Source organism: Agrobacterium sp. ST15.16.024, from assembly GCF_027956545.1.
GTDB lineage: Bacteria > Pseudomonadota > Alphaproteobacteria > Rhizobiales > Rhizobiaceae > Agrobacterium > Agrobacterium cucumeris.
Genome location: NZ_JAQKGO010000007.1, coordinates 169,996 through 193,216, shown reverse-complemented (window position 1 = coordinate 193,216; position 23,221 = coordinate 169,996). Strand labels below are relative to the sequence as shown.

General features: G+C 60.0%; 22 protein-coding genes. 6 read left to right on the top strand and 16 right to left on the bottom strand.

Going from position 1 to position 23,221, the window contains the following annotated elements:
• Positions 1-25 precede the first annotated feature (25 nt).
• Positions 26-934 (bottom strand): LysR family transcriptional regulator, encoded by a 909-nt coding sequence (locus PL640_RS19775; RefSeq protein ID WP_271363168.1) that lies wholly within the window; start codon positions 932-934, stop codon positions 26-28.
• A gap of 116 nt (positions 935-1,050) precedes the next feature.
• Between PL640_RS19775 and PL640_RS19770 the strand changes: the two genes are divergently transcribed.
• The 3 genes from PL640_RS19770 to PL640_RS19760 all read left to right on the top strand — a co-directional run bounded on the left by PL640_RS19770 (position 1,051) and on the right by PL640_RS19760 (position 2,716).
• Positions 1,051-1,773 carry an SDR family oxidoreductase gene (locus PL640_RS19770; RefSeq protein WP_271363222.1) on the top strand — a complete coding sequence of 241 codons (723 nt, stop codon included), beginning with the start codon at positions 1,051-1,053 and terminating at the stop codon, positions 1,771-1,773.
• A 51-nt stretch (positions 1,774-1,824) separates the two neighbouring features.
• Positions 1,825-2,103: an Atu4866 domain-containing protein gene (locus PL640_RS19765; RefSeq protein ID WP_309578123.1), complete on the top strand. Its 279-nt coding sequence runs from the start codon at positions 1,825-1,827 to the stop codon at positions 2,101-2,103.
• A 214-nt stretch (positions 2,104-2,317) separates the two neighbouring features.
• Positions 2,318-2,716 carry a hypothetical protein gene (locus tag PL640_RS19760; protein ID WP_271363166.1) on the top strand — a complete coding sequence of 133 codons (399 nt, stop codon included), beginning with the start codon at positions 2,318-2,320 and terminating at the stop codon, positions 2,714-2,716.
• Positions 2,717-2,811: 95 nt separating this feature from the next.
• Here the strand turns inward: PL640_RS19760 and PL640_RS19755 are convergent, their stop codons facing one another.
• The 8 genes from PL640_RS19755 to PL640_RS19720 all read right to left on the bottom strand — a co-directional run bounded on the left by PL640_RS19755 (position 2,812) and on the right by PL640_RS19720 (position 11,057).
• Entirely contained in the window at positions 2,812-3,807 is a 996-nt protein-coding gene (locus PL640_RS19755) for a hypothetical protein (protein WP_271363165.1), read from the bottom strand.
• Positions 3,808-3,990: 183 nt separating this feature from the next.
• Positions 3,991-4,860, bottom strand: coding sequence for a D-psicose 3-epimerase (locus PL640_RS19750; protein ID WP_142842020.1), 870 nt, complete (start codon positions 4,858-4,860; stop codon positions 3,991-3,993).
• A gap of 64 nt (positions 4,861-4,924) precedes the next feature.
• On the bottom strand, positions 4,925-5,590 hold the full coding sequence (locus PL640_RS19745) for a nucleoside triphosphate hydrolase (protein ID WP_271363163.1): 666 nt from the start codon (positions 5,588-5,590) through the stop codon (positions 4,925-4,927).
• A gap of 29 nt (positions 5,591-5,619) precedes the next feature.
• Entirely contained in the window at positions 5,620-6,468 is an 849-nt protein-coding gene (locus PL640_RS19740) for a sugar phosphate isomerase/epimerase family protein (RefSeq protein WP_271363162.1), read from the bottom strand.
• A 1-nt stretch (position 6,469) separates the two neighbouring features.
• On the bottom strand, positions 6,470-7,465 hold the full coding sequence (locus tag PL640_RS19735; protein WP_046801277.1) for an ABC transporter permease: 996 nt from the start codon (positions 7,463-7,465) through the stop codon (positions 6,470-6,472).
• Entirely contained in the window at positions 7,462-8,478 is a 1,017-nt protein-coding gene (locus PL640_RS19730) for an ABC transporter permease (RefSeq protein ID WP_142842016.1), read from the bottom strand. Before PL640_RS19730 ends, PL640_RS19735 begins: the two co-directional genes overlap by 4 nt.
• A complete protein-coding gene (locus tag PL640_RS19725) occupies positions 8,471-9,961 on the bottom strand; it encodes a sugar ABC transporter ATP-binding protein (RefSeq protein WP_271363161.1) in 1,491 nt (496 codons plus the stop codon). The genes PL640_RS19730 and PL640_RS19725 overlap by 8 nt, the downstream gene beginning before the upstream one ends.
• Positions 9,962-10,079: 118 nt before the next feature.
• Positions 10,080-11,057, bottom strand: a complete 978-nt coding sequence (locus PL640_RS19720; RefSeq protein WP_046801275.1) for a substrate-binding domain-containing protein — start codon at positions 11,055-11,057, stop codon at positions 10,080-10,082.
• A 237-nt stretch (positions 11,058-11,294) separates the two neighbouring features.
• Between PL640_RS19720 and PL640_RS19715 the strand changes: the two genes are divergently transcribed.
• Both PL640_RS19715 and PL640_RS19710 read left to right on the top strand, forming a co-directional pair.
• The gene (locus PL640_RS19715; RefSeq protein ID WP_271363159.1) at positions 11,295-12,374 is read left to right on the top strand and encodes a LacI family DNA-binding transcriptional regulator; all 1,080 of its coding nucleotides are present in this window, start codon (positions 11,295-11,297) and stop codon (positions 12,372-12,374) included.
• 117 nt (positions 12,375-12,491) lie between these two features.
• Positions 12,492-12,821 carry a tetratricopeptide repeat protein gene (locus PL640_RS19710; protein ID WP_271363158.1) on the top strand — a complete coding sequence of 110 codons (330 nt, stop codon included), beginning with the start codon at positions 12,492-12,494 and terminating at the stop codon, positions 12,819-12,821.
• Here the strand turns inward: PL640_RS19710 and PL640_RS19705 are convergent.
• The 4 genes from PL640_RS19705 to PL640_RS19690 all read right to left on the bottom strand — a co-directional run bounded on the left by PL640_RS19705 (position 12,802) and on the right by PL640_RS19690 (position 18,326).
• Positions 12,802-14,388 carry an ABC-F family ATP-binding cassette domain-containing protein gene (locus PL640_RS19705; RefSeq protein WP_271363157.1) on the bottom strand — a complete coding sequence of 529 codons (1,587 nt, stop codon included), beginning with the start codon at positions 14,386-14,388 and terminating at the stop codon, positions 12,802-12,804. The genes PL640_RS19710 and PL640_RS19705 overlap by 20 nt on opposite strands.
• A gap of 180 nt (positions 14,389-14,568) precedes the next feature.
• Positions 14,569-16,359: an ABC transporter ATP-binding protein gene (locus PL640_RS19700; protein WP_271363156.1), complete on the bottom strand. Its 1,791-nt coding sequence runs from the start codon at positions 16,357-16,359 to the stop codon at positions 14,569-14,571.
• A gap of 463 nt (positions 16,360-16,822) precedes the next feature.
• Complete coding sequence (locus PL640_RS19695; protein ID WP_405049199.1) at positions 16,823-17,812, bottom strand: Bug family tripartite tricarboxylate transporter substrate binding protein; 990 nt, start codon at positions 17,810-17,812, stop codon at positions 16,823-16,825.
• Positions 17,813-17,987: 175 nt separating this feature from the next.
• Positions 17,988-18,326, bottom strand: a complete 339-nt coding sequence (locus tag PL640_RS19690) for a GCG_CRPN prefix-to-repeats domain-containing protein (protein ID WP_046801270.1) — start codon at positions 18,324-18,326, stop codon at positions 17,988-17,990.
• Between the two features lie 185 nt (positions 18,327-18,511).
• On the opposite strand from PL640_RS19690, the gene PL640_RS19685 reads away from it, so the two are divergent.
• On the top strand, positions 18,512-18,712 hold the full coding sequence (locus tag PL640_RS19685; protein WP_269700002.1) for a hypothetical protein: 201 nt from the start codon (positions 18,512-18,514) through the stop codon (positions 18,710-18,712).
• Positions 18,713-18,718: 6 nt separating this feature from the next.
• On the opposite strand, the gene PL640_RS19680 is transcribed toward PL640_RS19685, so the two are convergent.
• The 3 genes from PL640_RS19680 to PL640_RS19670 form a co-directional block, all read right to left on the bottom strand.
• On the bottom strand, positions 18,719-19,780 hold the full coding sequence (locus PL640_RS19680; protein WP_065116804.1) for an ABC transporter ATP-binding protein: 1,062 nt from the start codon (positions 19,778-19,780) through the stop codon (positions 18,719-18,721).
• Positions 19,777-22,008, bottom strand: coding sequence for an ABC transporter permease (locus PL640_RS19675; protein WP_174033661.1), 2,232 nt, complete (start codon positions 22,006-22,008; stop codon positions 19,777-19,779). The genes PL640_RS19680 and PL640_RS19675 overlap by 4 nt, the downstream gene beginning before the upstream one ends.
• Before the next feature lie 85 nt (positions 22,009-22,093).
• Positions 22,094-23,119 carry an ABC transporter substrate-binding protein gene (locus tag PL640_RS19670; RefSeq protein WP_046801267.1) on the bottom strand — a complete coding sequence of 342 codons (1,026 nt, stop codon included), beginning with the start codon at positions 23,117-23,119 and terminating at the stop codon, positions 22,094-22,096.
• Positions 23,120-23,221 lie beyond the last annotated feature (102 nt).

Genomic DNA, 23,221 nt, shown 5'->3' with positions numbered 1-23,221 from the left:
CGAAGCCAAGGCACGCCATCATCGTTTAAAGCGACCGCGTGCGTTGTCTTGATGTCTTGACGTGATCGATCAGCGCCCGGAGTTTGGGCGCCAGATTACGCCTGTTCGGATAATAGAGGTAGAAGCCGGGAAAATAAGGCGAGTAATCTTCAAGCAGCGGCACCAGCTCGCCGCGATCGATCCAGCTGCGGAATGTATCTTCGATGCCGAAGGTGATCCCAGCTCCCGCCACCGCCATCCGGATCATCAGTGCCATGTCGTTGGTGGTGATCTCCGGCGCGACCGCGACGCTGAATTCCCGCCCGGCCTCCGCAAACTCCCAGCGATAGGGTGCGCTGCGCGGGGCCGGCCGCCAGCCAATGCACCGGTGATGCGCCAGTTCCTTCGGGTGGGTGGGCTTGCCGCTGCCTTTGAGATAATCAGGCGAACAGACTGCCAGCTGCCGCACATCCCCGGATATCGGCACGATGATCATGTCCTCATCGATCACTTCGCCCAGCCGCACGGCTGCGTCATAGCCTTCGGCAACGATATCGAACTCCTCATCGGTCACCACGACATCGAGGTGAACGTCGGGATAGGTGGCGGTGAAACCCGCAAGAAGCGGGCCGGACAGGAAGTTTTCGGCAATGGAAGAAACGGCAAGCCGCAACAGCCCGTTCGGACTTTCGCGCAATTCGCCCGCCTGTTCCACCGCCGCCGACATTTCGGCTATGGCCGGCGCGATATTGGCATAAAGCCCCTCACCCGCCTCGGTGAGACTGACGCTGCGGGTGGTGCGCAGCACCAGCGCCAGGCCGAGCATTTCCTCCAGCCGCCGAATTGTCTGGCTGACGGCGGAACGTGACACGCCCATACGGTCGGCCGCAGCGCTAAAACTCTTCAGCTCCGCCACCAGCGCAAAGACCGAGAGAGCGTTCAGATCGAGCGTCACTGTTTAGCTCTCCTTACCACTATGGAAATTAATAGGCATCTTATCTCAACAATGCTGCCTGTCTATCTTGCATGCAACCGCAATCGAGCGGTGGTTTCAAAAAGGAAGACAGAATGATGGACAAGGTTGTTCTCATCACGGGAGCCTCCAGCGGCATTGGCGCGGGTATCGCGCGTGAACTCGGCAAGGCTGGTGGAAAACTCATGCTCGGCGCCCGCCGCACGGAGCGGCTGGAAGAACTCGCAAAGGAGATCCGGGAAGCGGGCAACGTCCAGGTGGCGGTCAGCCGACTGGATGTCACCAACCGTGCCGACGTGGCAGATTTCGCGGAGAAGGCCCGCGAAACCTTCGGCCGGGTCGATGTCATGATCAACAATGCCGGCGTCATGCCGCTTTCCCTGATGGCGTCGATGAAGGTCGACGAATGGGACCGCATGGTGGACGTCAACATCAAGGGCGTATTGCACGGCATCGCGGCCGTGCTGCCGGAAATGACGTCGCGCGGTTCCGGCCACATCATCAATATCGCCTCCATCGGGGCGCTGTCGGTGGTGCCAACCGCGGCCGTCTACTGCGCCACGAAATTTGCCGTCCGGGCGATTTCAGACGGGTTGCGGCAGGAACGGCCGGATCTGCGCGTCACCTGCATTCATCCCGGTGTGGTGGAAAGCGAACTGGCGGAAACGATCACCGATCCGGCAGCAGCCGAGGCCATGAAAACCTACCGCGCCATTGCGCTGAAGCCCGATGCCATCGGCCGCGCGGTGCGTTTCGCCATCGAGCAGCCTGATGACGTCGATCTGAACGAGATCGTTGTTCGCCCAACGGCTGCCGCCTGAGGAGGAAAACAGATGAAAAACATGACAATACCCGTTGCCGCTGCCATCGCCATGCTGACGGGGAGCGAAACCAGCGCCGGTTCCACGCCCCCGCAAGCTCACCCCTATGTCGGCATGTGGGTGACAGGTGACGGCCATGTCCGTCAGGAGCTTTTGGCCAATGGGCGTTATGATGAAGCCCGCGGCAACCGCAAAAGCGCCTATCAGGGCCGTTACGTCGTGACCGGCAATCACATCGATTACCGGGACGATACCGGCTTTACCGCAGATGGAACGTTCATAGATGATGTCCTCCACCATGGCGGCATGATCTTTTACCGGGAGCGGTGAAACAGGATCGCAATGATGGATCGCGCCCGCCCGCGATCCATCACCGGCAGACACCTGCGACATCGCAGTATCTTTGACAGCTGTTCGCGGCGTTTGAGATCGTTCGCGATACACGTGGGAAAAGCGATTTCGCCGGTCACTTTCTGTGGACATTGCATGCGACGGACCATCGACATACCGTCGACCGGCCTGCGCAGTTGGTAAGGAGGATGCGATGAAAACAGATTGGAACGTGGTCAGGGACCTGATGAATGCCGCAATCAATGCCTGCGAGCGCATAGAGGCGTCAGGATATGTCGAGGCTGACCGCGACGCGGTGATCGATATCGCAGGCCAAGAGGTCAGCGTCCAAGATTTGCTTGTGAGTGCATGGACTTACCCTGAGAAGCTACGTTATCAGATTATACGCGAACGCCACGATGCGGGGGTCGATCTGCCCTATGTGCCAGAAACCGCGCGCATTCTGCTGGCCATGTCTCAGGCTGCGGCTGAACTCGTGAACGCAGGTGACGTCACACCCGCCGAAGAAAAGCTTCGCAAAATGATCGCCTGGTTCGATAGCCACCTGGCTTCAGGCATCGAAGCGGCAACGGCCAATCGCAAAAAGGCATGACCACGGCCTTTTAACAGGACTGGATTTTGCTTGATCCCAGCGTTCAGCGCGTGCTCGCGGGCGGGCCATTTCGCCGCATCCCTGCCCGGTCCTGTTCAATCCGCCGGGGTGGCCAGAACCTCACCTTCCCTGTTCTGCACGAGGCTTGCAGGCGATGCCGGCTGAGGATCAGCATCGGGCAGAGGTGGGGTGAGCAGCCATGCGGCTGGGTAATCTTTCCGAAGGTGCCGGGCATTATAGCGAACATGGGTTCCGGCCGCATGGCGGCGCGTGCCGAGCATCGCCTCCTTTGACAGGACCGCGCTTTTGATTTCGTAGAGTTTTCGTTCGTCATCAAGGGCAATCGTCGCATCGGAGAGATCGAAATTATCGACGTGAATGGCCTGACCCTGCGGCGTGCCGAGAACCCATCTGTCGGAATCGACGAAGCCGTCGATATAGACATTGCCGGTAGAGGCGTACAGGGAGGTGCCCATCGGCAGCGTGATGCCATCAACGACATTGCCATCGGCAAGAATGCATCTGCTGAAGGCGGATATGCCGCCATCGGGCCGCAGATCAAACTCCACCGGTCGGGTCGCGTCGCAACGCCAGCCGCTCTGGGTGGTTACGCCATTGCCGGTTATCCGCATGTTGTCGGGGGTGAAGCCAATGGTTTCGTAGTTGTCGTTGGTTTTTATCGCGATATAGCGGGCGATTTCGACGGCATCGATATCTGCAACCCGCACGGGATGCGGAAACACCGCGCGGCTGAAGGCATCCCGGTTATTGGCAATGGCAAGCTCGAGTTTCGTGCCTTTGGGCATATCGATCTGGCCAAGCCGGGTTGGTTCAAGCAGTTCCGGCAGGTAGTTTGCCGTCCTCTCCCTGTCATAGGCCCGCATCTCGAGCCAAAAACCAGCGATCTGCCACAGGGTGAAAACCGCGATGGCGGTCACCAGCCCGTAGGGCAAGATCACCGGGCGCTTCCGCCGGCCGCTCGCATATCGAATGAGCAGCCCCAGCGTCCAGACGGCCCAGACAAAGGTCGTGGCAAGAAGGAAGGCGACAAGAAGCACCGCTTCGACGGACGGGAGTGCGACAGGGATCATGCGAATAATGGCCTTGGGCGGATCGTTTCCGATCCCGGGATATCCCGGAGCTTTAGCGCATAAGAGGTGTTTTCTTCAACTCGCGGATCGCGATCTCTCCCAGCCGCCGGCGCTCATGCGTTATCCCTGCGAGACCAGGCGGCACCATATGGCGGCCGCATGGTCAGCGCCACGTACCGGACATCAGCCGCCGAGGACGAAACGGGAAAATGCCAGGGAGTTGCGGGCGTCCTCGTCCATTCTGGCGACATCAGCGCCGTTGCTCAGATCACGCCACACCTTGATATCAGAACCGATGGTGCCGCCGGTCTTGACGAAGGGCTCCATGACGACGGCACCGGTGTAGTTGATATCGCGAAGAGCGAGGCCGATTTCCTGCCAGGGCATCCTGCCTTTGCCTGGAACACGGCGATTGCTCTCGCCGGTGTGGAAGTGACCCAGCAGCGGGCCGGCCGTGCGGATGGCTTCGCCGAAACTGTCTTCCTCGATGTTCATGTGGAAGGTATCCAACATGACCTTCACATTGTTCTTCCCGACATCCTTGACGAAGGCGACGCCTTCGGCCGCCGTGTTGAGCACGTGGTTTTCAAAGCGGTTGAGGACTTCGATGCACAGGTTGATGCCGAGATCATTGGCGAAATCGGCAATGCCGTGAATACCCTCGACACCACGCGCGTAATCACCCGGCTTGTCGACCGGCTGCGAATAATCGATCGGCCAGTAGGAATGCAATGCGCCGCCGATGGTGCGGATGTCGAGCTTGGCGACATTGGTGAGCGTCCGCTCAAAAAAAGCCTTGCCCGCTGCGCGCACGGCCGCATCTTCCGACGACAGGTTCTTTGATTTCGACGGGCCGATGCCGGCAGTGAGGATGATGCCGTTATCCTTCGCGCTCTGCTTGATCGCGGCGAGTTCGGCGTCGCTGTATTCGTTGATATGGTGGGCGGCGACTTCGATGATATCGAAACCGAGTTTGGCGACCTTTTCGATATAGGGGCCGAACTTGGCGCTCCACTCATGTTCCCAGTAAGAATAATAGATGCCGTGTTTCATGGGGATTTCTTTCGCTTCTGTTTCACTTGGTTGGGATGTGGCGCACGCGGTCGTTCAGGGCGTCTCAGGAGGTGGCCCCGCTTCCCGGATTGCCGATGCGAAGATCGGGTTCGGTGCTCGTCGAGATGATGAAACGGCCGTTGGGAAGATCGTTCTCCTCGACCTTCCGGTTGATCTCGTCCTCGGCAAGGCCGAAGCCCAGCCAGCGGTTTCTCAGCCGCGCGCGCAGATCGTCCTCGCCGACATCGACGAAAACCGTCAGATCGAAGATCGGCTTGAGGCGGTTCCACGGCGACTGGCCGGCGAGGAGATAATTGCCTTCACAGACGATGATATCGACGGATTGCGGGATCAGCCGGCCGCCGGCGCGGGCAATTTCAATTGACCGGTCAAAGACTGGAACGGCGATGACATCATCCTCATTGGCCTTGAGGCGCTCGAGCATGTGTCGCAACCCGTGGGCATCGAACGTATCGATGGCGCCCTTGAATGGTCGGCGGTTCATCTCTTCGAGCACGGCATCGTCATAGTGATAACCATCCATCGGAAAAAGCGCGGCGGGCTCGCCTCTGCCGGCGTTCAACACATCCACCACACCTTCGGCAATGGTCGATTTTCCCGATCCCGGGGCACCGGCAATCGCGATCATCACACGTCGGCCTTTTGCCCTTTCCAGACGCTGGAGGGCCAAGCCCGCAATCTCACGGGCATTATCGTCAATTGTGCTCAAGGTGTTCCTCGCCCCGATAATGATTGCGGTCAGAAAATCCGGTACTGGCTTGCCTTGTCGCGCAGGAAGGCCAGCCCCTTGTCGAGGACCTCGTCTGCGCCTGAAGCAACCGGCCGCCAGGTGGAAATCGCACCCGCCATCTCCTGCGGCATCGCGGCGAAACTCTCGAGCGTCAGCACGCCCTTGAAGCCAATGGCCGCGAGTGCGGCAAACACCGCGTCCCAGGAAACGTTGCCGAAACCCGGCGTGCCGCGGTCGCTCTCCGACATATGCATGTATTTCAGATGGTTACGGGCAGCGATGATGCCACTGGCGATGCCCTTCTCTTCCATGTTCATGTGGAAGGTATCGAGATGGACAAAGATATTGTCGGCGCCAATACGCTCAACCAGCGCCACGGCCTGCTCGGCTGAGTTGACCAGATGGTTTTCGTAGCGGTTGACGGCCTCGATACCGAATTGCAGGCCAAGCGTCTTCGCGTGGCCGGCAGCCTGAGATAGTGCGCGTGTCAGATTGTCGTATTCAGCCTGTGTCGGCGGGAAACCCGTACGCTCGCTGGTGCCGCCATAGGTGACGCCCGTCAGCGCTTCCGCCCCCATTTCGGAGGCCTTGTCCAGCGCGGCCCTCAGATGCGCGATGGCTGCTTCGGGGCGGACGGAGGCCCAGGCAGGTTCCGGCAGAACCAGCGAGCAGACAGCCCGCAGACCGTATTTCTCCAGCAGGGCGCGGGTATGCGCCGTATCGACGGATGGGAGATCGACAAGCGGAATCTCGATGAAATCCTGCCCATAATCCGCAGCACCGGCAATGGCCCGCCTGGCGCTTTCATGATCCCAGTTGAGGGACCACATCATTGCGTGAACACCGAAGCCTTGCACGTCATACCTTCTTTCTGAGAGATGCGAAGTAACCTGAAAACAGGCCGCGCGCCGCCATGACGACAATCATCAGCACACCCCACAGCGCCGTTGCCAGATGCTGGTTGGCGCCGAGAAGGTTTAGCCCGGACGACAGGAGCTGCAGCACGATCAGCGCGACGAAGACGGGCAGCACACGGCCGAAGCCGCCGAATGGATTGATGCCGCCGAGGAACGCCGCCAGTACCGTGATCAGCAGGTAGGATTCACCGTGTCCCACACGCACCGAGTTGAAGCGGGCAAGCATGATGATGCCGGCGACGGCACACATGAGACCCGAGAGCGTGTAGACGAGCACCTGGATCTTGCGGGTGTTGAGACCGGAATAACGCGCCGCCTCGATATTGGAGCCGATCATCAGCAGACCGAAACCGAGCTTCGTGCGGGTCAGGAGCACATGCCACAGCCCGACGCAGGCGATGAAGATCAGCAGCGGGATGGGCAGCCCGAAAAGCGTGCCGTGACCAAGCGGCGCCATATAGGCCGGAAAACCGGAAACATCACCGCCGCGCGTCAGGAACTCCCCGAGCCCGCGCAGGAAAATCATCATCGACAGGGTGACGAGGATCGGGTGCGCGCGGGTATAGGCAATCGCCGCGCCGGTCATGGCGCCGGCAGCACCACCGGTGGCGAGGGCGGCAAGGCAGGCGAGCAGGAAGGCGCTCGGCGGTGCGTCCACGCCGCCATGGGCCTGCAGCACCCAGGCTGCCGCCAGCCCCGACAGATTGGCGGCGAATGTGACGGAAAGATTGATCCCACCGGTCAGCAGCGGCAGCAGCATCGCCAGTGTCAAAAGACCGAGTTCGGGCAGCTGGAAGGCGACCGAACCGAATGTGGCGAGCGACAGGAAATTATCCGCCAGCGTCCCGAAGATGAGCATGACCGCGACAAAGGCAATCACCGGCCCGGCCATGTCGGCACCGAAAATCGCGTTGAATTTCCGAACGAAGCTGCTCATCGCTGCGCACTCCCCTTTTTAGCGGAGGTCCGCAAGGCTGCCGGCAGCAGCTTGTCGAACCGGGTGGAGGACAGCGTGATTGCAATGAGAATGATGGCGCCGACGATCATCTTGAATGCAAAGGGAGACACGCCCATCAGGTTGAGGCCGTTCTGGGTGATGGACACCATCAACACACCAAGCACGCAGCCGATGACCGAACCCTTACCGCCGCCAAGCCGCGCGCCGCCAAGCACGGTGGCAGCAAGAACATCCAGCTCGCGGCCATAGAGCGCGTTGGGCACGACCTCCTGCGCGTAATGCGCCTGCATGAGCCCGGCAATGCCCGCCATCAGGCCGAGCCAGCCGAAGGAAATATAATGCATGGCGCCGATATTGATGCCGAAGCGGCGTGCGCCTTCCGGATTGTCACCGAAAGCATAAAGTTTGCGGCCGACCGTGGTGCGAGAAATCATGAACCAGGTGGCGAAGCAGCAGAGGATCATGACAACGACCGGCAATGTCAGCTCGACCCAGGAACCATCCGGCATCTCGCGCTCATAAAACACCACGCGGGTCGAAAGCCATTCCGGCAGATCGTAGATCGACACGCCCTTGGTGAAGAACATCAACAGCCCGAAGAAGATGTTGAAAGTGGAAATGGTCGCGACGATGGAAATGATGTTGAGCCGCCAGACGAGGAAGGCGTTGACGAAACCGAGACCAAGGCCGACGGCGCCGGCAATGATGAAACCCTCCGCCCAGTTGCCGCCGCCGAGCGCATTGAGCGCCAGCACCGTGACATATTGCACGACGGAAGCGGCAACCGCGAAGGAGATGTCGATACCGCCCGAAATCAGCACGACAAGCAGGCCGACCGCAAAGATGATGTTGACCGCCGAGACATTCAGCACATCGAAGGCATTGGAGATGGTGAGGAAACGGTCGGTTGCAAAGGACAGGCCCGTGCAGAGCAGCACCATGACCACAAGCAGCGTGAATTCGGTCGTATGTCCGAGGATGAGCCTACGCATAGATGGCGGACTCCAGTTCGGTAAGCGACACATGTCGCGGATCATGGGTGGCGTGGAACCGACCTTCGACCATGTGAATGATCCTGTCGGTGTTGAAATAGACTTCTGGGGCTTCGTCGGAGATAACGATGATCGAAAGACCTTCGGCCGCGAGCTTGCGGACGATTTCGAAAATGCCGGCACGCGCGCCGACGTCGACACCCACGGTCGGCGCATCCAGAATGAGGATTTTCGGCCCGATCGCCAGCCACTTGGCAATGGCGACACGCTGCTGGTTTCCGCCCGAAAGCGTACGGATCGGGTCTTCCGGCAGGCCGATCTTGACACCGAGCGCTGAAATCCAGCGGGAAACCACATCCGCCTTTTTCGATGGCGAGATAAGGCCACCCGTCAGCAAACGGTCCAGCGAGGCCATGACGAGATTGTCGGCAATCGACTGGGGCTGATTGAGACCAAGCGCCAGCCGGTCTTCGGAAAGATAGGCAACGCCGGCCCGGATCGCATCCCGGTTGGAGTGGAAATTCACCTTCTTCCCGTCGATCAGGATTTCACCCGATTGCGGCCGATGCATGCCGAAAAGGGTCAAGGCCAGTTCGGTGCGTCCGGCTCCCAGCAGGCCAGTAATCCCCAGCGTTTCGCCCTGCCGCAGATCGAAAGACACATCTTCAAACTCACCGACCCGGCTGAGCCCGCGGACGGACAGAACGACCGGCTTGTCATCGTGATCGGCAGCGATGACGGCGCTGTCGAAGTTGCGGCCGGTCATCAGTTCGGTCACGCGTGACTGGGTCATGCCTTCAACCGGGAAGACCCCGACAAGCGACCCATCGCGCAGCACGGTGATGCGGTCCGAAATCTCAAGCACTTCCGCAAGGCGGTGCGAGACGAAGACAACCGCAACGCCGGAGGCGGAGAGGTTGCGGACGATATCGATCAGGTAGTCCGTTTCCGATTGCGTCAGCGACGCGGTGGGCTCGTCCATGAAAACGAGGCGCGCTTCCCCGACCAGTGCACGGGCAATCGCCACGATCTGACGCTGGGCAATGGGCAGTTCCTTGAGCGGCTTGTCGAGATCGATCTCGACGCCGAGCCGGGCCAGCGCCTTTTCGGCCGCCTGTTCGATGGCGCGCTTGTCGACCAGCCCATATTTTCCATTCACCGCGTACTGAAATCCGATATTTTCCGCCACCGACATTTCATCAAACAGCGCCAGATCCTGCCAGATCACCTGAATGCCAAGCGCTTGCGCAAGTGTCGGGGTCATTGCGGCTATCGGCTTGCCGTCGAAATACAGTTCAGCATCATTTTCGGGTGTATAAACGCCTGTTATGACCTTGATCAGCGTGCTTTTGCCACAGCCGTTTTCACCGGCCAGGCAATGCACTTCACCGGGATTGACCTCGAAAGAAACGCCTTTCAGGGCGCGCACGCCGCCAAAGGTGACTTTGACATTCTTGAGGGACAGGAGCGGTTCTGCGCTCATGATAGCGTATCTCTCCTTTCGCCGCGAAAGCATCGCAGACGTGGCGCTCGGCATGTTTCTTGGGATGGGCGTCGCGCGAGCTTTTCGTCTCGCGCGACGCCTGCGGCTCCGGGGAGGATCAGAGGCCCATGGAAACGAGCTTGTCGATGCTTTCCTTGTCGATCTTCAAAAGCTGATCGACGACGATGGTGTTACCCTCGGGATTGATGGTGCCGAGACCTTCGATATTGTCGCCGGCCTTGGGCGTTTCGCCCTTGGCGATACGGTCGGCGAGCGTGATGAAGACCTCACCGGCCTGTTTCGGGTTCCACATGAATCCGCCTGTCAACGCGCCCGATTTGATCAGCTTAGCGCCCTGCCCCGGCGAAAACGGGCCGATGACGAAGACCTTGCCATCCTTGCGCCGCTCTTCGACGGCACGCCCGGCACCGATCGGTCCCTGCGAACCAAAGGCAAGGAAACCGCTCAGGTCGGCATTGGCGGACATCAGATCGAGCGCCGTCGACCGGCTCTTGTCGAGATCTTCGGCGACGCCGTAGCGATCGCCGACGAGCTTCATGTCCGGATAATTGGCCTTGATATAAGCGATGGCGGCATCGGCCCAGGCATTGTGAAGCGGCACGGTGAGCGAACCGACGAAGACGGCATAAGAACCCTTGCCGCCCATCTTTTCCGCCAGAAGCTTGCCATGCGCTTCACCAAAACCCTTGGCGGAAGCCAGTTCGAAATCCCAGTCGGCGCCGAGCTGCTTGGGCGATTCATGGGTGATGACCTTGATGCCGGCGGCCTGGGCCTTCTTCAGCACCGGCTCAAGCACCTTCGCATCATTCGGCACAACGCCAATGAAATCGACCTTCTGGGCGATCAGGTCTTCGATGGCACGAACCTGTAGGGCCGGGTCGGCGCTGGTCGGGCCAACCATGAAACCGTCAACGCCGAGCTTCTTGCTCTGCTCCTTGATGCCAGCCTCCATGGCATTGAACCACGGAATACCGCCGATCTTGACGACGACGCCAACCTTCGGCCCTTCGGCGAAGGCCGCGGATGAGAGCAGCGCAAGCGACAGGCCGAGCGCCGCAGCAATAATTTTCTTCATGATGTTCCTCCTCAAAAAATCGGCAAACGAAATCCGCCGCAGCCAGTTTTTCCCTGCCGCGCTTCAAATCTCTCATCTCGCTTATTCGAGACTCTCCCTTGCCACTCCCATAGCAACCATCCTGCACAATCGATATTGCCAAACTGCACAATCGATGGTGCAATAACCATATCATGAAGCTCCCTTCCGTCAAGGGGATGCGTGCTCTAATAATCGGAATCAGCTGGGGAGATCGAAGTGACAGGCATAAGTTCCAAGAAAGCCACCATTTATGACTTGTCGCTCTTGTCTGGCGCATCAGCCTCGACAGTGAGCGCAGTGTTGAATGGATCGTGGCGCAAGCGGCGGATTTCGGAGGAAACCGCAGACAAGATTCTCTCGCTCGCCAAGGCACAGCGCTACACCACCAATCTGCAGGCCCGTGGCCTCAGGAGCTCAAAATCCGGTCTCGTCGGGCTCCTGGTGCCGGTTTATGACAACCGGTTCTTTTCATCCATGGCGCAGACCTTCGAGGGGCAGGCACGCAAACGCGGCCTGTCGCCGATGGTGGTTTCCGGGCGGCGCGACCCCGAGGAGGAACGTCGCACCGTCGAGACGCTGATCGCCTATTCGATTGATGCCCTGTTCATCGCCGGCGTCACCGATCCCGATGGCGTTCACCAGGTCTGCGCCCGCGCCGCCCTTCCGCACGTCAATATCGACCTGCCCGGCAAATTTGCGTCGTCCGTCATTTCCAACAACCGGCACGGCGCGGAAATCCTGACATCGGCAATCCTTACCCATGCGGCAAAGGGTGGGTCGCTCGGCCCTGACGACGTCATCCTGTTCGGTGGTCATGACGACCACGCCAGCCGCGAGCGTATTGATGGCTTTCATGCCGCGAAAGCCGATTATTTCGGCGTGCAGAGTGGTGACGATATCGAGATCACTGGTTATTCGCCGCGCATGACGGAACTGGCCTTCGAACGCTTCTTCGAGCGCAGGGGCCGTCTTCCCCGCTGTTTCTTCGTCAATTCATCGATCAACTTTGAAGGGTTGCTTCGTTTCATGGGGCGTCACGACGGGGAAGCGTTTGGCGACATCGTCGTCGGCTGTTTTGACTACGACCCATTCGCGTCATTTCTTCCCTTTCCCGTTTACATGATCAAACCCGATATTGCGCAAATGCTCGAAAAAGGGTTCGAACTGCTGGAAGAGAACCGCGCAGAGCCCGAAGTCACCATTATCGAACCGCAGCTCATTCCCCCGCGCACCGCCCTTGAAGGGCCGCTTGATGACATCTGGGATCCGGTCGCGGTACGCCGCATATCAAGATGAAACACTCCGCTCCATCAGCGGAGGTTTCCTCCGCAGAGGCGCCAATCTCCGCTTGACCTCAACCGCGCTTGACGTCGTATCGATTTGCATGAAGCCCACCATTGCAATGGAATGACGATGATCGAGAAACTCCTGAAGATGCTGGAAGACGGTAAAGATGCTCCTCTCCTGCGCTTTTCACTCGCGAAGGCCCTGATGGCCGCGCGGCAATTCGACGATGCGGCGCAACATCTGCGCGAGGCAGTTCACCAGGACCCCGACTACTCGGCAGCCTGGGCTGCACTTGGCGAATGCCTTATGCATCTCAAAGACGACGACGGTGCCGTTGCCGCGTGGACTGAAGGCAGCGCGGTCGCCATGAAAAAAGGAGACATCCAGGCGAAACGGCAGATGGACGTCCGGCTTCGGCGTGCGCAATCACGGCGCCTCACGGCCGCCCAAGGGTAAGCCGCCGGTCGATGCCAATCTTGCCGAGAAACGCTTCATCATGGCTGACAACCAGGAGCGCGCCGTCATAGGCCCGCAGGCCGGCCTCCACGGCCGCAATGGAATCGATATCCAGATGGTTTGTCGGTTCATCGAGGATCAGCAGTTGCGGCGGCTGTGGACCACAAAGAACACAGGCGAGACCCGCGCGCAGCATCTCGCCGCCCGAAAGCGTTCCGACAATCTGCAAGGCGGCGTCGGCACGAAACATGAAGCGGGCAAGCGCTGCCCTGCAGGCGTTCTCCCCGGCCTGCGGGTTGAGGTGAAGGAAATTGTCGCGAATCGACAGCTTCGGATCCAGCAGGCTAACCTGCTGGTCCAGAAAGACGGACGTCACACCGAGGTGGGCCGTCCCTGACAATGGCATCAGTTCATTCCTGATCACGGAAAGCAGCGTCGTTTTTCCCGATCCGTTCGGGCCTGTCACTGCCACGCGCTGCGGGCCGGTGATTTCGAAGGACAGATCGGCAAATACGGGCTGTTTTCCCGAATAACCCGCGGTCAGGTTTTGCAGGCTCAGCACGGTCCTGGTCTTGTGCAACCCGCTGGGTGGCAGGGTGACAGTGAGGTCCTGAAGGACTTCGATCCGCTGTCGCGCCGTCTGCAAATCCTCGGTCGCTTCGGCTTTCAGGCGACTGGCGAGATTGGCATTGTCGCCGCTGGTCTTTTCGGCTCGTCTTTTCATGCCGCCGGCGGCAATGCGGGGCATATCCCCCTTTGCCGCTTTGGCGGCGCCCTTTGCGTCGCGCCGGGCCTTGCGTTCCAGTGCTTCCTGCGACCGACGTTTTACCTCGGCAAGGCGCTTCTCGGCGCTGGCGAGATCCTGTTCGGCGGCGGCCAGTTCCAGTGCCTTTTGCGCGCGGTAATGGCTCCAGCTGCCGCCATAACGGGTTGCGCCCAGCGTCGTCATTTCGACGATCGCATCAAGTGTATCGAGAAGTTCCCGATCATGGCTGACGACAATCGCTCCGCCACGCCAACCCGCCAGAAAATCGGCGACGAACAGACGACCGTCACGGTCGAGATTGTTGGTCGGTTCGTCGAGGATCAGGAAGTCCGGGGCGGCATGGATTTGGGCTGCAAGTGCCGCCCGTGTGCGCTGCCCGCCGGACAGTGCCGAAAGCAGCGTTGACGGCGAAGCGTCCAACCCGACCGCAGCCAGCGCATCGGCAATTTTTTCCTCCAGCATCCAGTCAACGTCGCCAAGCTCTTCGAGTGTGGCCAGCCCCGCCTGGGCGCTGGAAAGAACCTTGAGCGGCTCACGCGCGTTGAAAAGATCCGCGACGGTCTCCCCGGGCATGACCTGCACGATTTGCCGGAGAACGCCGATCCTGCCGGAGACGGAGACCGTGCCGGCGGACGGCGACAATTCACCGGCAATCAGCTTCAGAAGCGTGGTCTTGCCGACGCCGTTGCGCCCGACCAGCCCGGCCCGTTCGGGACCGAAGCGAAGATTGATGTTGGAAAAAAGCGGATGACCGTCAGGCGTGGACCATGAGAGGTCTGAAAGGGTGATGGAACAAGGCATGGATATGGTTTCCCCTGATGACAAGGCGTTGCGGCTTTGTGATCGGGTTGAAATCCATGGTTCACCATCCTGTTGGTATTGCGGAGAGAACGCCATTAATGGAAAAAAGCGGCGCGTTCGTGGCACTGGTTAGAAGTTGCGGATGAAACGCCGGAGGATGAACTCCGGCGTCTCGTTGTTTCAGGCCACCAGGCCCTTGGTCAGTTCCAGCGCCTGCCGCTCGAACAGCCGGCGGTAGATGCCGTCATTGAGGCGGATAAGCGCCTGATGGTCGCCTTCTTCGACAATCTTGCCCCTGTCGAACACCAGCAGCCGGTCCAGCGCCCTGACGGTGGAGAGCCGGTGCGCGATGACCAGCGTCGTGCGGCCAACCATCAGCCGTTCCATGGCCTGCTGGATCTGCACTTCGCTTTCGCTGTCGAGGCTCGAGGTGGCCTCGTCAAGGATCAGCACCGGCGCATCGGCGAGGAATGCGCGGGCAATGGCGACGCGCTGGCGTTCCCCGCCCGAGAGCTTGACGCCTCGTTCGCCAACCATGGTCTCATATCCTTTTGGAAGGGACATGATGAACTCATGGGCACTGGCCTGTTTTGCCGCCTGCTCGATTTCACGCCGCGTGGCATCCGGCCGGCCATAGGCAATGTTTTCCGCCAGCGTGCGGTGGAACAGGATGGGTTCCTGCTGCACGATGGCGATCTGGCCGCGAAGGCTCGCTTGCGTGACACCGGCGATATTCTGCCCGTCGATGCGGATTGCGCCCGACTTGATGTCGTAAAGGCGCTGGATGAGCTTGACGAAAGTTGTCTTGCCCGAGCCGGAATGGCCGACCAGCCCCACACGCTCGCCCGGCTTGATGGTGACCGAGAAGTCATCATAAAGCGGGGTGGGATGCGCGCCATATTGGAATGTGACGTGATCGAAGACGATCTCGCCCTTGCCGATATCAAGCCGCGCGGCATCCGGCCTGTCTTCGACGCCAAGCGGCATCTTGTCCAGCAGCACCAACTCTTCCATGTCGTTGACGGCGCGTTGCAGGTTGCGGATATCCTGCCCCACATCACGCAGGTAACCCTGCAGCACGAAGAACATGGCAAGCACGAAGGTGATATCACCCGGCGTCGCCAGCCCCTGTCGCCACATGATGAGACCGGTGCCGAGAATGCCGGCCTGCATGGACACCATCATGAAGCTCTGAATGGTACCATTCAGCGTGCCGCGCCGCCATGTTCTGCGCGTGCGGTTATCCCATTTCACCAGCACGTGGCCCAGCCGCGTTTCCTCACGCATTTCAGCGCCAAAGGCCTTGACGACCGAGTTACAGCTGATGGCATCCGCCAGCGCGCCGCCAAGCCTTGTATCCCAGGCATTGGCAAGCCGCGCCGCAGGCGACACATAACCCATGGAAAGAGCCACGGTGACACCGACATAGATCAGTGAGCCGAGGCCGACGATGAGGCCCATGACCGGCCAGTAGCTGCCGAGCACGATGGTGGCGCCGACCAGCATCACCAGCGACGGCAGAAGCGCGATGAGCAACAGGTCGTTCAGCGAATCCAGCGCCCACATGCCGCGCGTGATCTTGCGCACCGTAGAGCCGGCAAAGCTGTTGGCATGCCAGTCCGTGGAGAACCGCTGCACCTTGTGGAAGCCGTTATTGGTGACGTCAGCCATGGTTTTCAGCGTGAGCCTGATGATGCCGTTAAAGATGAACCAGCGCAGCACCACGCTGGTGAGACCAAGCGACACCACGATGACAAAAGCGTGCAGCGCCTTGTCCGCCCCGTTGCCGCCAGCAATGGCATCAACGATCTGGCCGGAAAAAACCGGCACCATGACTTCGGCCAGCGTGCTGGCAATGACCAGCACGATGATGAAACCCACCAGTGCCGGCCGGTGGCTCCAGTGGTGAAAAACAAAGCCGAGCACATGACGATAGGCATCGGCGCGGAAATCGAGCTTCTTGCGAGACATTTTAACCAGCACGGCGCCAGAAAATCGGCAACCGGTCCTCAAAACGGAAGTTGGATGGCACAGCCCGGACGGGAGACGAAATGATCCCGTCAGATCAATCGGGCCATGAAGGAAAATAAACCGCATGTCCGGCGCGCGCAGGGCGGGCCGCGAATGGATATGACCTAGTGTCGGGTCATTCCCTGCGGGAGGATTTCGGTGAATGCTGGTGTCATGCAACGCCTCCCTTTGTTTGATCTGACGCGGTGATACGTTTTGTAGCTGAGTGATTTGAGCTTGCCAAGCCGATTTTTGCAACCTTATGGCAAGTGATGCGGAAACGACACATTGGCCGATGCGACAGGCCCGTTCCTGCTCGGGCAATGACAGCTTCGTCCACGGGTATTATAGCTGGCAGGTCATGCTGCGCACCCCAGGAGGGGGCGCGCAACGTGATATCAACGGATCGGGATCCCGTTCCCGATCAATCCATCTGCACATTGGCGTTCTTGACGACCGGTTCCCACTTGGCGATTTCGGCCGCAACGTGGGTTTTCAGCTCATCGGGTGACGACGCGACGATCTTGGCGCTGAACTCCGCCATGCGCGCGGCCACGTTCGGATCGGCAAGCGCTTTCTTGGCGGCGGCATTCAGCTTGTCGATCGCTTCGTCCGGTGTGCCTGCCGGCGCAAAGAGCGCATTCCAGGTATAGGTTTCATAACCCGGCACGGTCTCGGCAATGGTCGGCAGGTCCGGGAAGGATGAGGCGCGCTCGGCCGTGGTTACGCCAAGTGCCCGCAACGTGCCGGACTTGATGTGGCCTGATGACGACGGCAGATTGTCGAACATGATCGAAATCTGGTTGCCAAGCAGATCGTTGAGCGCAGGACCAGCCCCCTTATAGGGAACATGCTGCATGCTGACACCAGCCATGCTCTTGAACAACTCGCCCGAAAGATGCAGAGGCGTGCCATTGCCGGAAGAGGCATAGGCATATTTGTCCGGCTCGGCCTTGAGAAGCGCAATCAGTTCCGCAACGCTGTTGACGTTGAGCTTCGGATTGACGACCAGCACATTCGGCACCACCACCAGCAAGGAAACCGGGGCGAAATCCTTTTCCGGATCGTAAGGTTTTGTTTTGAGGATAAGCGGGTTGAGCGCATGGGTCGCAACCGTGCCCATCAGGATCGTATAGCCGTCTGGCTCGGCCCGGGCGACACGGTCGGCACCGAGATTGCCACCGGCACCGGCAACATTTTCAACGACGATCTGATGGCCAAGCTCATCGCCCATCTTCTGCGCGATGACGCGCGCCACCACATCGGTGGAGCCGCCCGCCGCGAAAGGCACGACCAGCGTAATGGTCCGATCGGGAAAACCTTCGGCACTCGCCGTCATTCCCAGCATGCAAAAAGAAGCTGCCGTAGCGGCAAGCTTCAACACCATACGCCGTTTCGAAAACCGGTAATTCATGAACCCTCCTTTAACATGGCCTCCCCGCCATGTCGGCATAGTAGCTCAAAAGCCCTCGAGAGCAAGCCATGGCCGCTGCTGCAGCAAAAGTGGTTCGGGGGGATCGCCGTGCACCGTTTTTGCGGGCGGATCACAACTAAAAAGGCCCTCCCAGTTAAGGAAGGGCCTTATCTTGTTACCAGCGATAATAATCGCGACGGTCACGCCATTCACGGTGTTCCCGCCAGTCGCGGCGGTCTCGCCGTTCCCGCCATTCTCTGCGGGCCTGACGTTCGCGCCATTCGCGGCGACCTTCCCAGCGGTCGCGCCTGTCCCAGCCACGCTCGTAACGCGGTGGACCATTCGGACGGCAATATCCGCGCGGCGACAGATGAAAGCCGCGTCCGCAGGCATAGTCGACGGTCTGCACATTGGATGTCGCGGGTGCCGATGGCTGACCCACGGGCATGGCGTTCGCGCCGGTGCCGAACAGGGCGCTGAGAATCATTCCTGCGCCAAAAATCATCTTACGCATGTCATCTCCCTCCTTATGGGATGGAGGGATTTAGCGCTCCGGCGGGTGAACTGCGGCTGAATGAATCTGGGTGTTTTCGTGGCAGGAAATCGCACTTCATGGCGAGGATGAGGCCACGCAGCCTGATGCATGGTTGCAGCCGCGTGGTTTTGGCCCTAGGTCTCAAGGCGACGGGGAGACAGCGATTGGACATCGATCAGGACGAAAAGCACGATCCGAAGCCAGCGGGCAGACGCCCGATCTGGCCATGGCTGCTGCTGGGGCTTTTCACGCTGCTCGGCATTCACCTCTATATGGAGGTGAATGCCGCGATCGACGATCTCGCCCGCACCTGGAGCGACCTCGTGCAGCTATTCTGGTGGATCGTGCCCGATCCGCAGGACTGACGCCCGTCAGGACTGGATCAGCGCAATGCCGCGGTTCTTAAATCCGAGGGTGACATCGCTTTGCGGCGGCAGGCTGGTCTCGACCGCATGGTCGACGATGAAGAGCGTGCCGATATCGGTCTCGACTTCATATTCGACATGACCACCGAGATAGGCGCTGTGCAGCACCCGGCCGGCAACCCCTTGCCCGCCCGGCTGGCCGATGGCAATCGAACCCGGACGCACGGCAAGCTTGGCCGGACCGGGCCGGGCATTGCGCGCCGAAACGCGATGATCGATACCGCCGACGCGAATCAGTGCATCTGGCCCCTCAATGCTGATCACCTCGCAGCCGACGACATTCGCCTCGCCCATGAAATCGGCGATGAAGGCGGAGGCCGGGGCCTCGTAAAGATCGCGCGGTGCACCCGACTGGGCGATCTCGCCATCCTTCATCACGATGATCCGGTCGGAAACCGCCAGCGCCTCATCCTGATCATGCGTCACATAAACGGCGGTAAAACCGAGCCGCTGCTGCAATTCGCGAATTTCGGTACGCACCCGGCGGCGAAGGCGAGCATCGAGATTGGAGAGCGGCTCGTCCAGCAGCAGCACCTGCGGTTCCAGCACCAAAGCGCGGGCGACCGCCACGCGCTGCTGCTGGCCGCCGGAAAGTTCGGCGGGCAGGCGGTGGCCCATGCCGGCGAGGCCGACGAGCTTCAGCCCCTCTTCCGCTTTCTCCCGCGCTTCCGCCTTGCGCAATCCCGAGGATTGCAGGCCGTAGGCGACATTATCGAGCGCCGTCATGTGGGGGAAAAGCGCATAGGACTGGAAGACCATCGAGACATCGCGCTCATTGGCAGGCAGCATGGTCACATCCTTGTCACCGATGAGGATGCGGCCGGAGGTCGGATGTTCAAGACCCGCCAGCATGCGCAGCGTCGTCGTCTTGCCGCAACCGGAGGGGCCAAGCAGGGTTACCAGCGTACCGGGCTCAATGGTGAGCGACAGGTCGGGAATGGCGGTGAAGGCGCCGAAGGTCTTGCGGACATTCTGAAAGGTGACGGAGCCGGGTTTTACGGAAATCATGCGGTTTTCTCCTGGGCAAGAGGAACGGAGGAAGCGGATGGCAGGCCGGCGACGCGGTTTTCGCGCCGCAGGCGTCGCTCACCAACAATGAGCTGGAAGCCGGTAATGACGGTGATCATCACCACGATCAGCATCGAGGAATAGGCGATCGCCACACCATATTCGCCGTTCTCGACAAGGCCGACGATGTAGGACGTCGCCATGTTGTACTGGGCGCTGACAAGGAAGATGACGGCGCTGATGGAGGTGATGGCGCGCACGAAGGAATAGACCAGTGCGGCCGTGATCGCGGGTCGCAAGAGCGGCAGGATGACCTTGCGGATGGTGCGGAAACTATTGGCCCGCAGCGTCAGCGATGCCTCGTCGAGGCTCTTGTCGAGCTGGCTCATCGCCGCGATGCCGCCGCGCACGCCGACCGGCATGTTGCGAAAGACGAAGCAGGCGATGAGGATGAGTGCCGAACCGGTCATTTCAACCGGCGGCAGGTTGAAGGCCATGATGTAGCTGACGCCGATGACCGTGCCGGGAATGGCAAAGCTCATCATCAGCGCAAATTCAAACAGGTTCCGCCCGGCAAATTTCTGCCGCACGATGATATAGGCGGTCAGAAGACCGACGGCAGCGGTGAGCGGCGCCGAAACCAGCGCGATCTCCATCGTCGTCCAGAACGAATTCCAGGCAACGCCCGTCCAGGCGATTGAGCCGTTCGAGAAGCTGACGGAAAAGGCGCGGATGTAGTGATCGAAGGTCAGGGAATTATCGAGACCCCAGGTCTTCACAAAACCCCCAACGAGGATCATGCCATAAACGACGATGGTGAAGACCATCCACGGCACGACGATGGCGTGAACGCCGATGGACAGGCCACGCGGCAGGGCAATATGCGCGCCGCTGTCGCCCTTGCCCGTCACCGTGGCGAAATTCTTGCCTGCCAGCCAAAAACGCTGGGCAAGGAAGGCCGAAAGCGTGAAGCACAGGAGGATGATCGCCAGAACCGCAGCGCGGGAGGGATCGTTCTGCGAACCGACGACGGCAAAGAAGATTTCCGTCGACAGCACGCCATGGGTGCCGCCAAGCACCAGCGGATTGCCGAAATCCGCCATGCTTTCAATGAAGCCGATAAGGAACGCATTGGCGAGACCGGGCTTCATCAGCGGCAGCGATACCCGCCAGAAGGTGCGCCAGCGATCGGCCCGCAATGTCTGCGAGGCTTCTTCCATCGACGGGCTGACACCTTCAACCACGCCGATCAGCACCAGAAACGAGATGGGCGTGAAGGAAAGAACCTGCGCGATCCAGATGCCGGTCATGCCATAAAGCCACCGACCGGGTTCGATGCCGAAAAGATAGGAAAGCCATTCGGTGACGACGCCGGCGCGGCCGAACAGCAGCGTCAGCGCAAGGCCGATGACAAAAGGCGGCGTGATGATCGGCAGAACGGTGAGAAGCCGCAGGCCCTTCTTGAAAGGAAAGCGGGTGCGGGTGGCGATCAGCGCAAAGCCAAGCCCGAGCACGGTCGAGCCGAAGGCGGTCATCAGGGCCAGAAACAATGTGCGCCAGGCAACGCCGCAACGCTCTTCACCCGTGACGCAGCCAAGGCTCCAGATGCCGGGATCCTTGATATTGCGGATAAAGCCATCGGCATTGAAGGAGCCGTCGAAATCCTGAACGGAGGCGATCAACATGCTCCCGATCGGATAAAAGACAAAAACCGCAACGAGGAAGACCAGAACGGAAATGGCGCCGACGACAAAGGCGTCGCCTTTCATGACGCCACGTTCGGCAAGTCCGAAGGCAAAGAGAAGCACGAAGACGAACGACATGACGACGGCACCCGCCCCCATGGACGCCTGACCATCGGCAAGCATGCCGAAGAGGTTTTCACTCACCGTCCAGGTCCAGCCGGTAAAACCGATCGCCAGCCCCTGCAAGGCAAGAAAAACGAGACCGGCAGCACCGATAAAGGCAAGCAACCCGCCCCGGCGCATCGGATCACGCATCGGCCGGACAAGGCATGCGGCGAGGAAGAAAAGAACGATGCCGACAAGCCATGGTTTTCCATAGGACAGTATCTGCAGCACGCCTGGCGCATTGCTGGCGGTGGAGAAAAATCCGGACAGCCAGCGGAAGCTGAAAAAGCCGCCTTCGATGCGATACCAGGGGAGAAGAATGAGGGCAAAAGCCCCAAGCGCCAGGACGATGTCCAGCCTGCGATTGCCACGTGTCATGGCCGACCTCGCTTATTTCATGCCGATGAAAGAGTGGCGGACACCCCGGCTTTAAAAGCCGGGATGCCTGTCGCCGGAGTTAAGATCAGTTGGCGACCGCACCAACCTCACGGTCCCAGCGCTCCAGAAGCGCCTTGCGCTTGGCCGGATCGCCATAGGTCTTGAAGTCGTAGTCGATGAGCTTGATGTCCTCGAACTTCGGCGCTTCCTTCGGTACTTCCGCCGTCTTGTTGGAGGGAAGCTGGAAGGACTTGGCGTCCTTCATGCGCGACTGCACTTCCGGCTTCAGCGCCCAATCGTACCAGGTCTTGGCATTGTCGAGGTTGCGTGCGCCTTTGATGATCGACATGGAGCCGATCTCGTAACCCGTGCCTTCGCAAGGCGCGATCGACTTGACGGGGAAACCTTCCGCCGTCTGCGCCACCGCATCATGCATGAAGACGATGCCGAGCGCCGTCTCGCCACGCGCCGCCGCCTTGACCGGTGCGGAACCCGACTTGGTATATTGCGAAATATTGACGTTGAGTTTCTTCAGATAGTCGATCGCCTGATCTTCGCCCATGATCTGTGCGAGCGAGGCGAGCGCGGTATAGGCGGTGCCCGAAGAGTTCGGATTGGCGATCTGGATTTCGCCCTTCAGTTCCGGCGCCAGCAGGTCGGCCCAGCACTTCGGCTCCTTGTAACCCTTCGACTTGAAGATTTCGGTGTTGTAGCCCCAGCCCAACGCACCGGCATAAACCCCGACAGTCCTGTAACCGGTGCTTTCGGCCTGTTTCACGGCCCAGTCCTGCAACTGGTCGAGCATCGGCGACTTGTATTCCAGCGTCAGGTTTTCCGAGGCCGCCTGCATATGCGGATCGCCGGTACCGGCCCACCAGATATCGGTCTTCGGGTTGCGGGCTTCCGCGCGCACCTTGGCATATGTTTCACCAGAAGATAGGCGCACCATATTGACCTTGATGTCGTGCGACTTTTCAAAATCGCCCTTCATCTGTTCGCAGATCACGACATCGGCCGAGCAGATGAGGTTCAGTTCGCCCGCCGCCTGCGCGGAAACGGCGCTCAGTGCCGTGCCGGCAAAAAGCAGGGTGGAAAGTATCGTCAGTCGCATGGTTATCCTCCTGTAGCTTGCGTCTGAATTCTTGGGCACGCGCGGACATGGCGCTGCCGGTCGCGGCGCCCTGCGGCGCGCACGCTGTCGTTTGGGATGTCG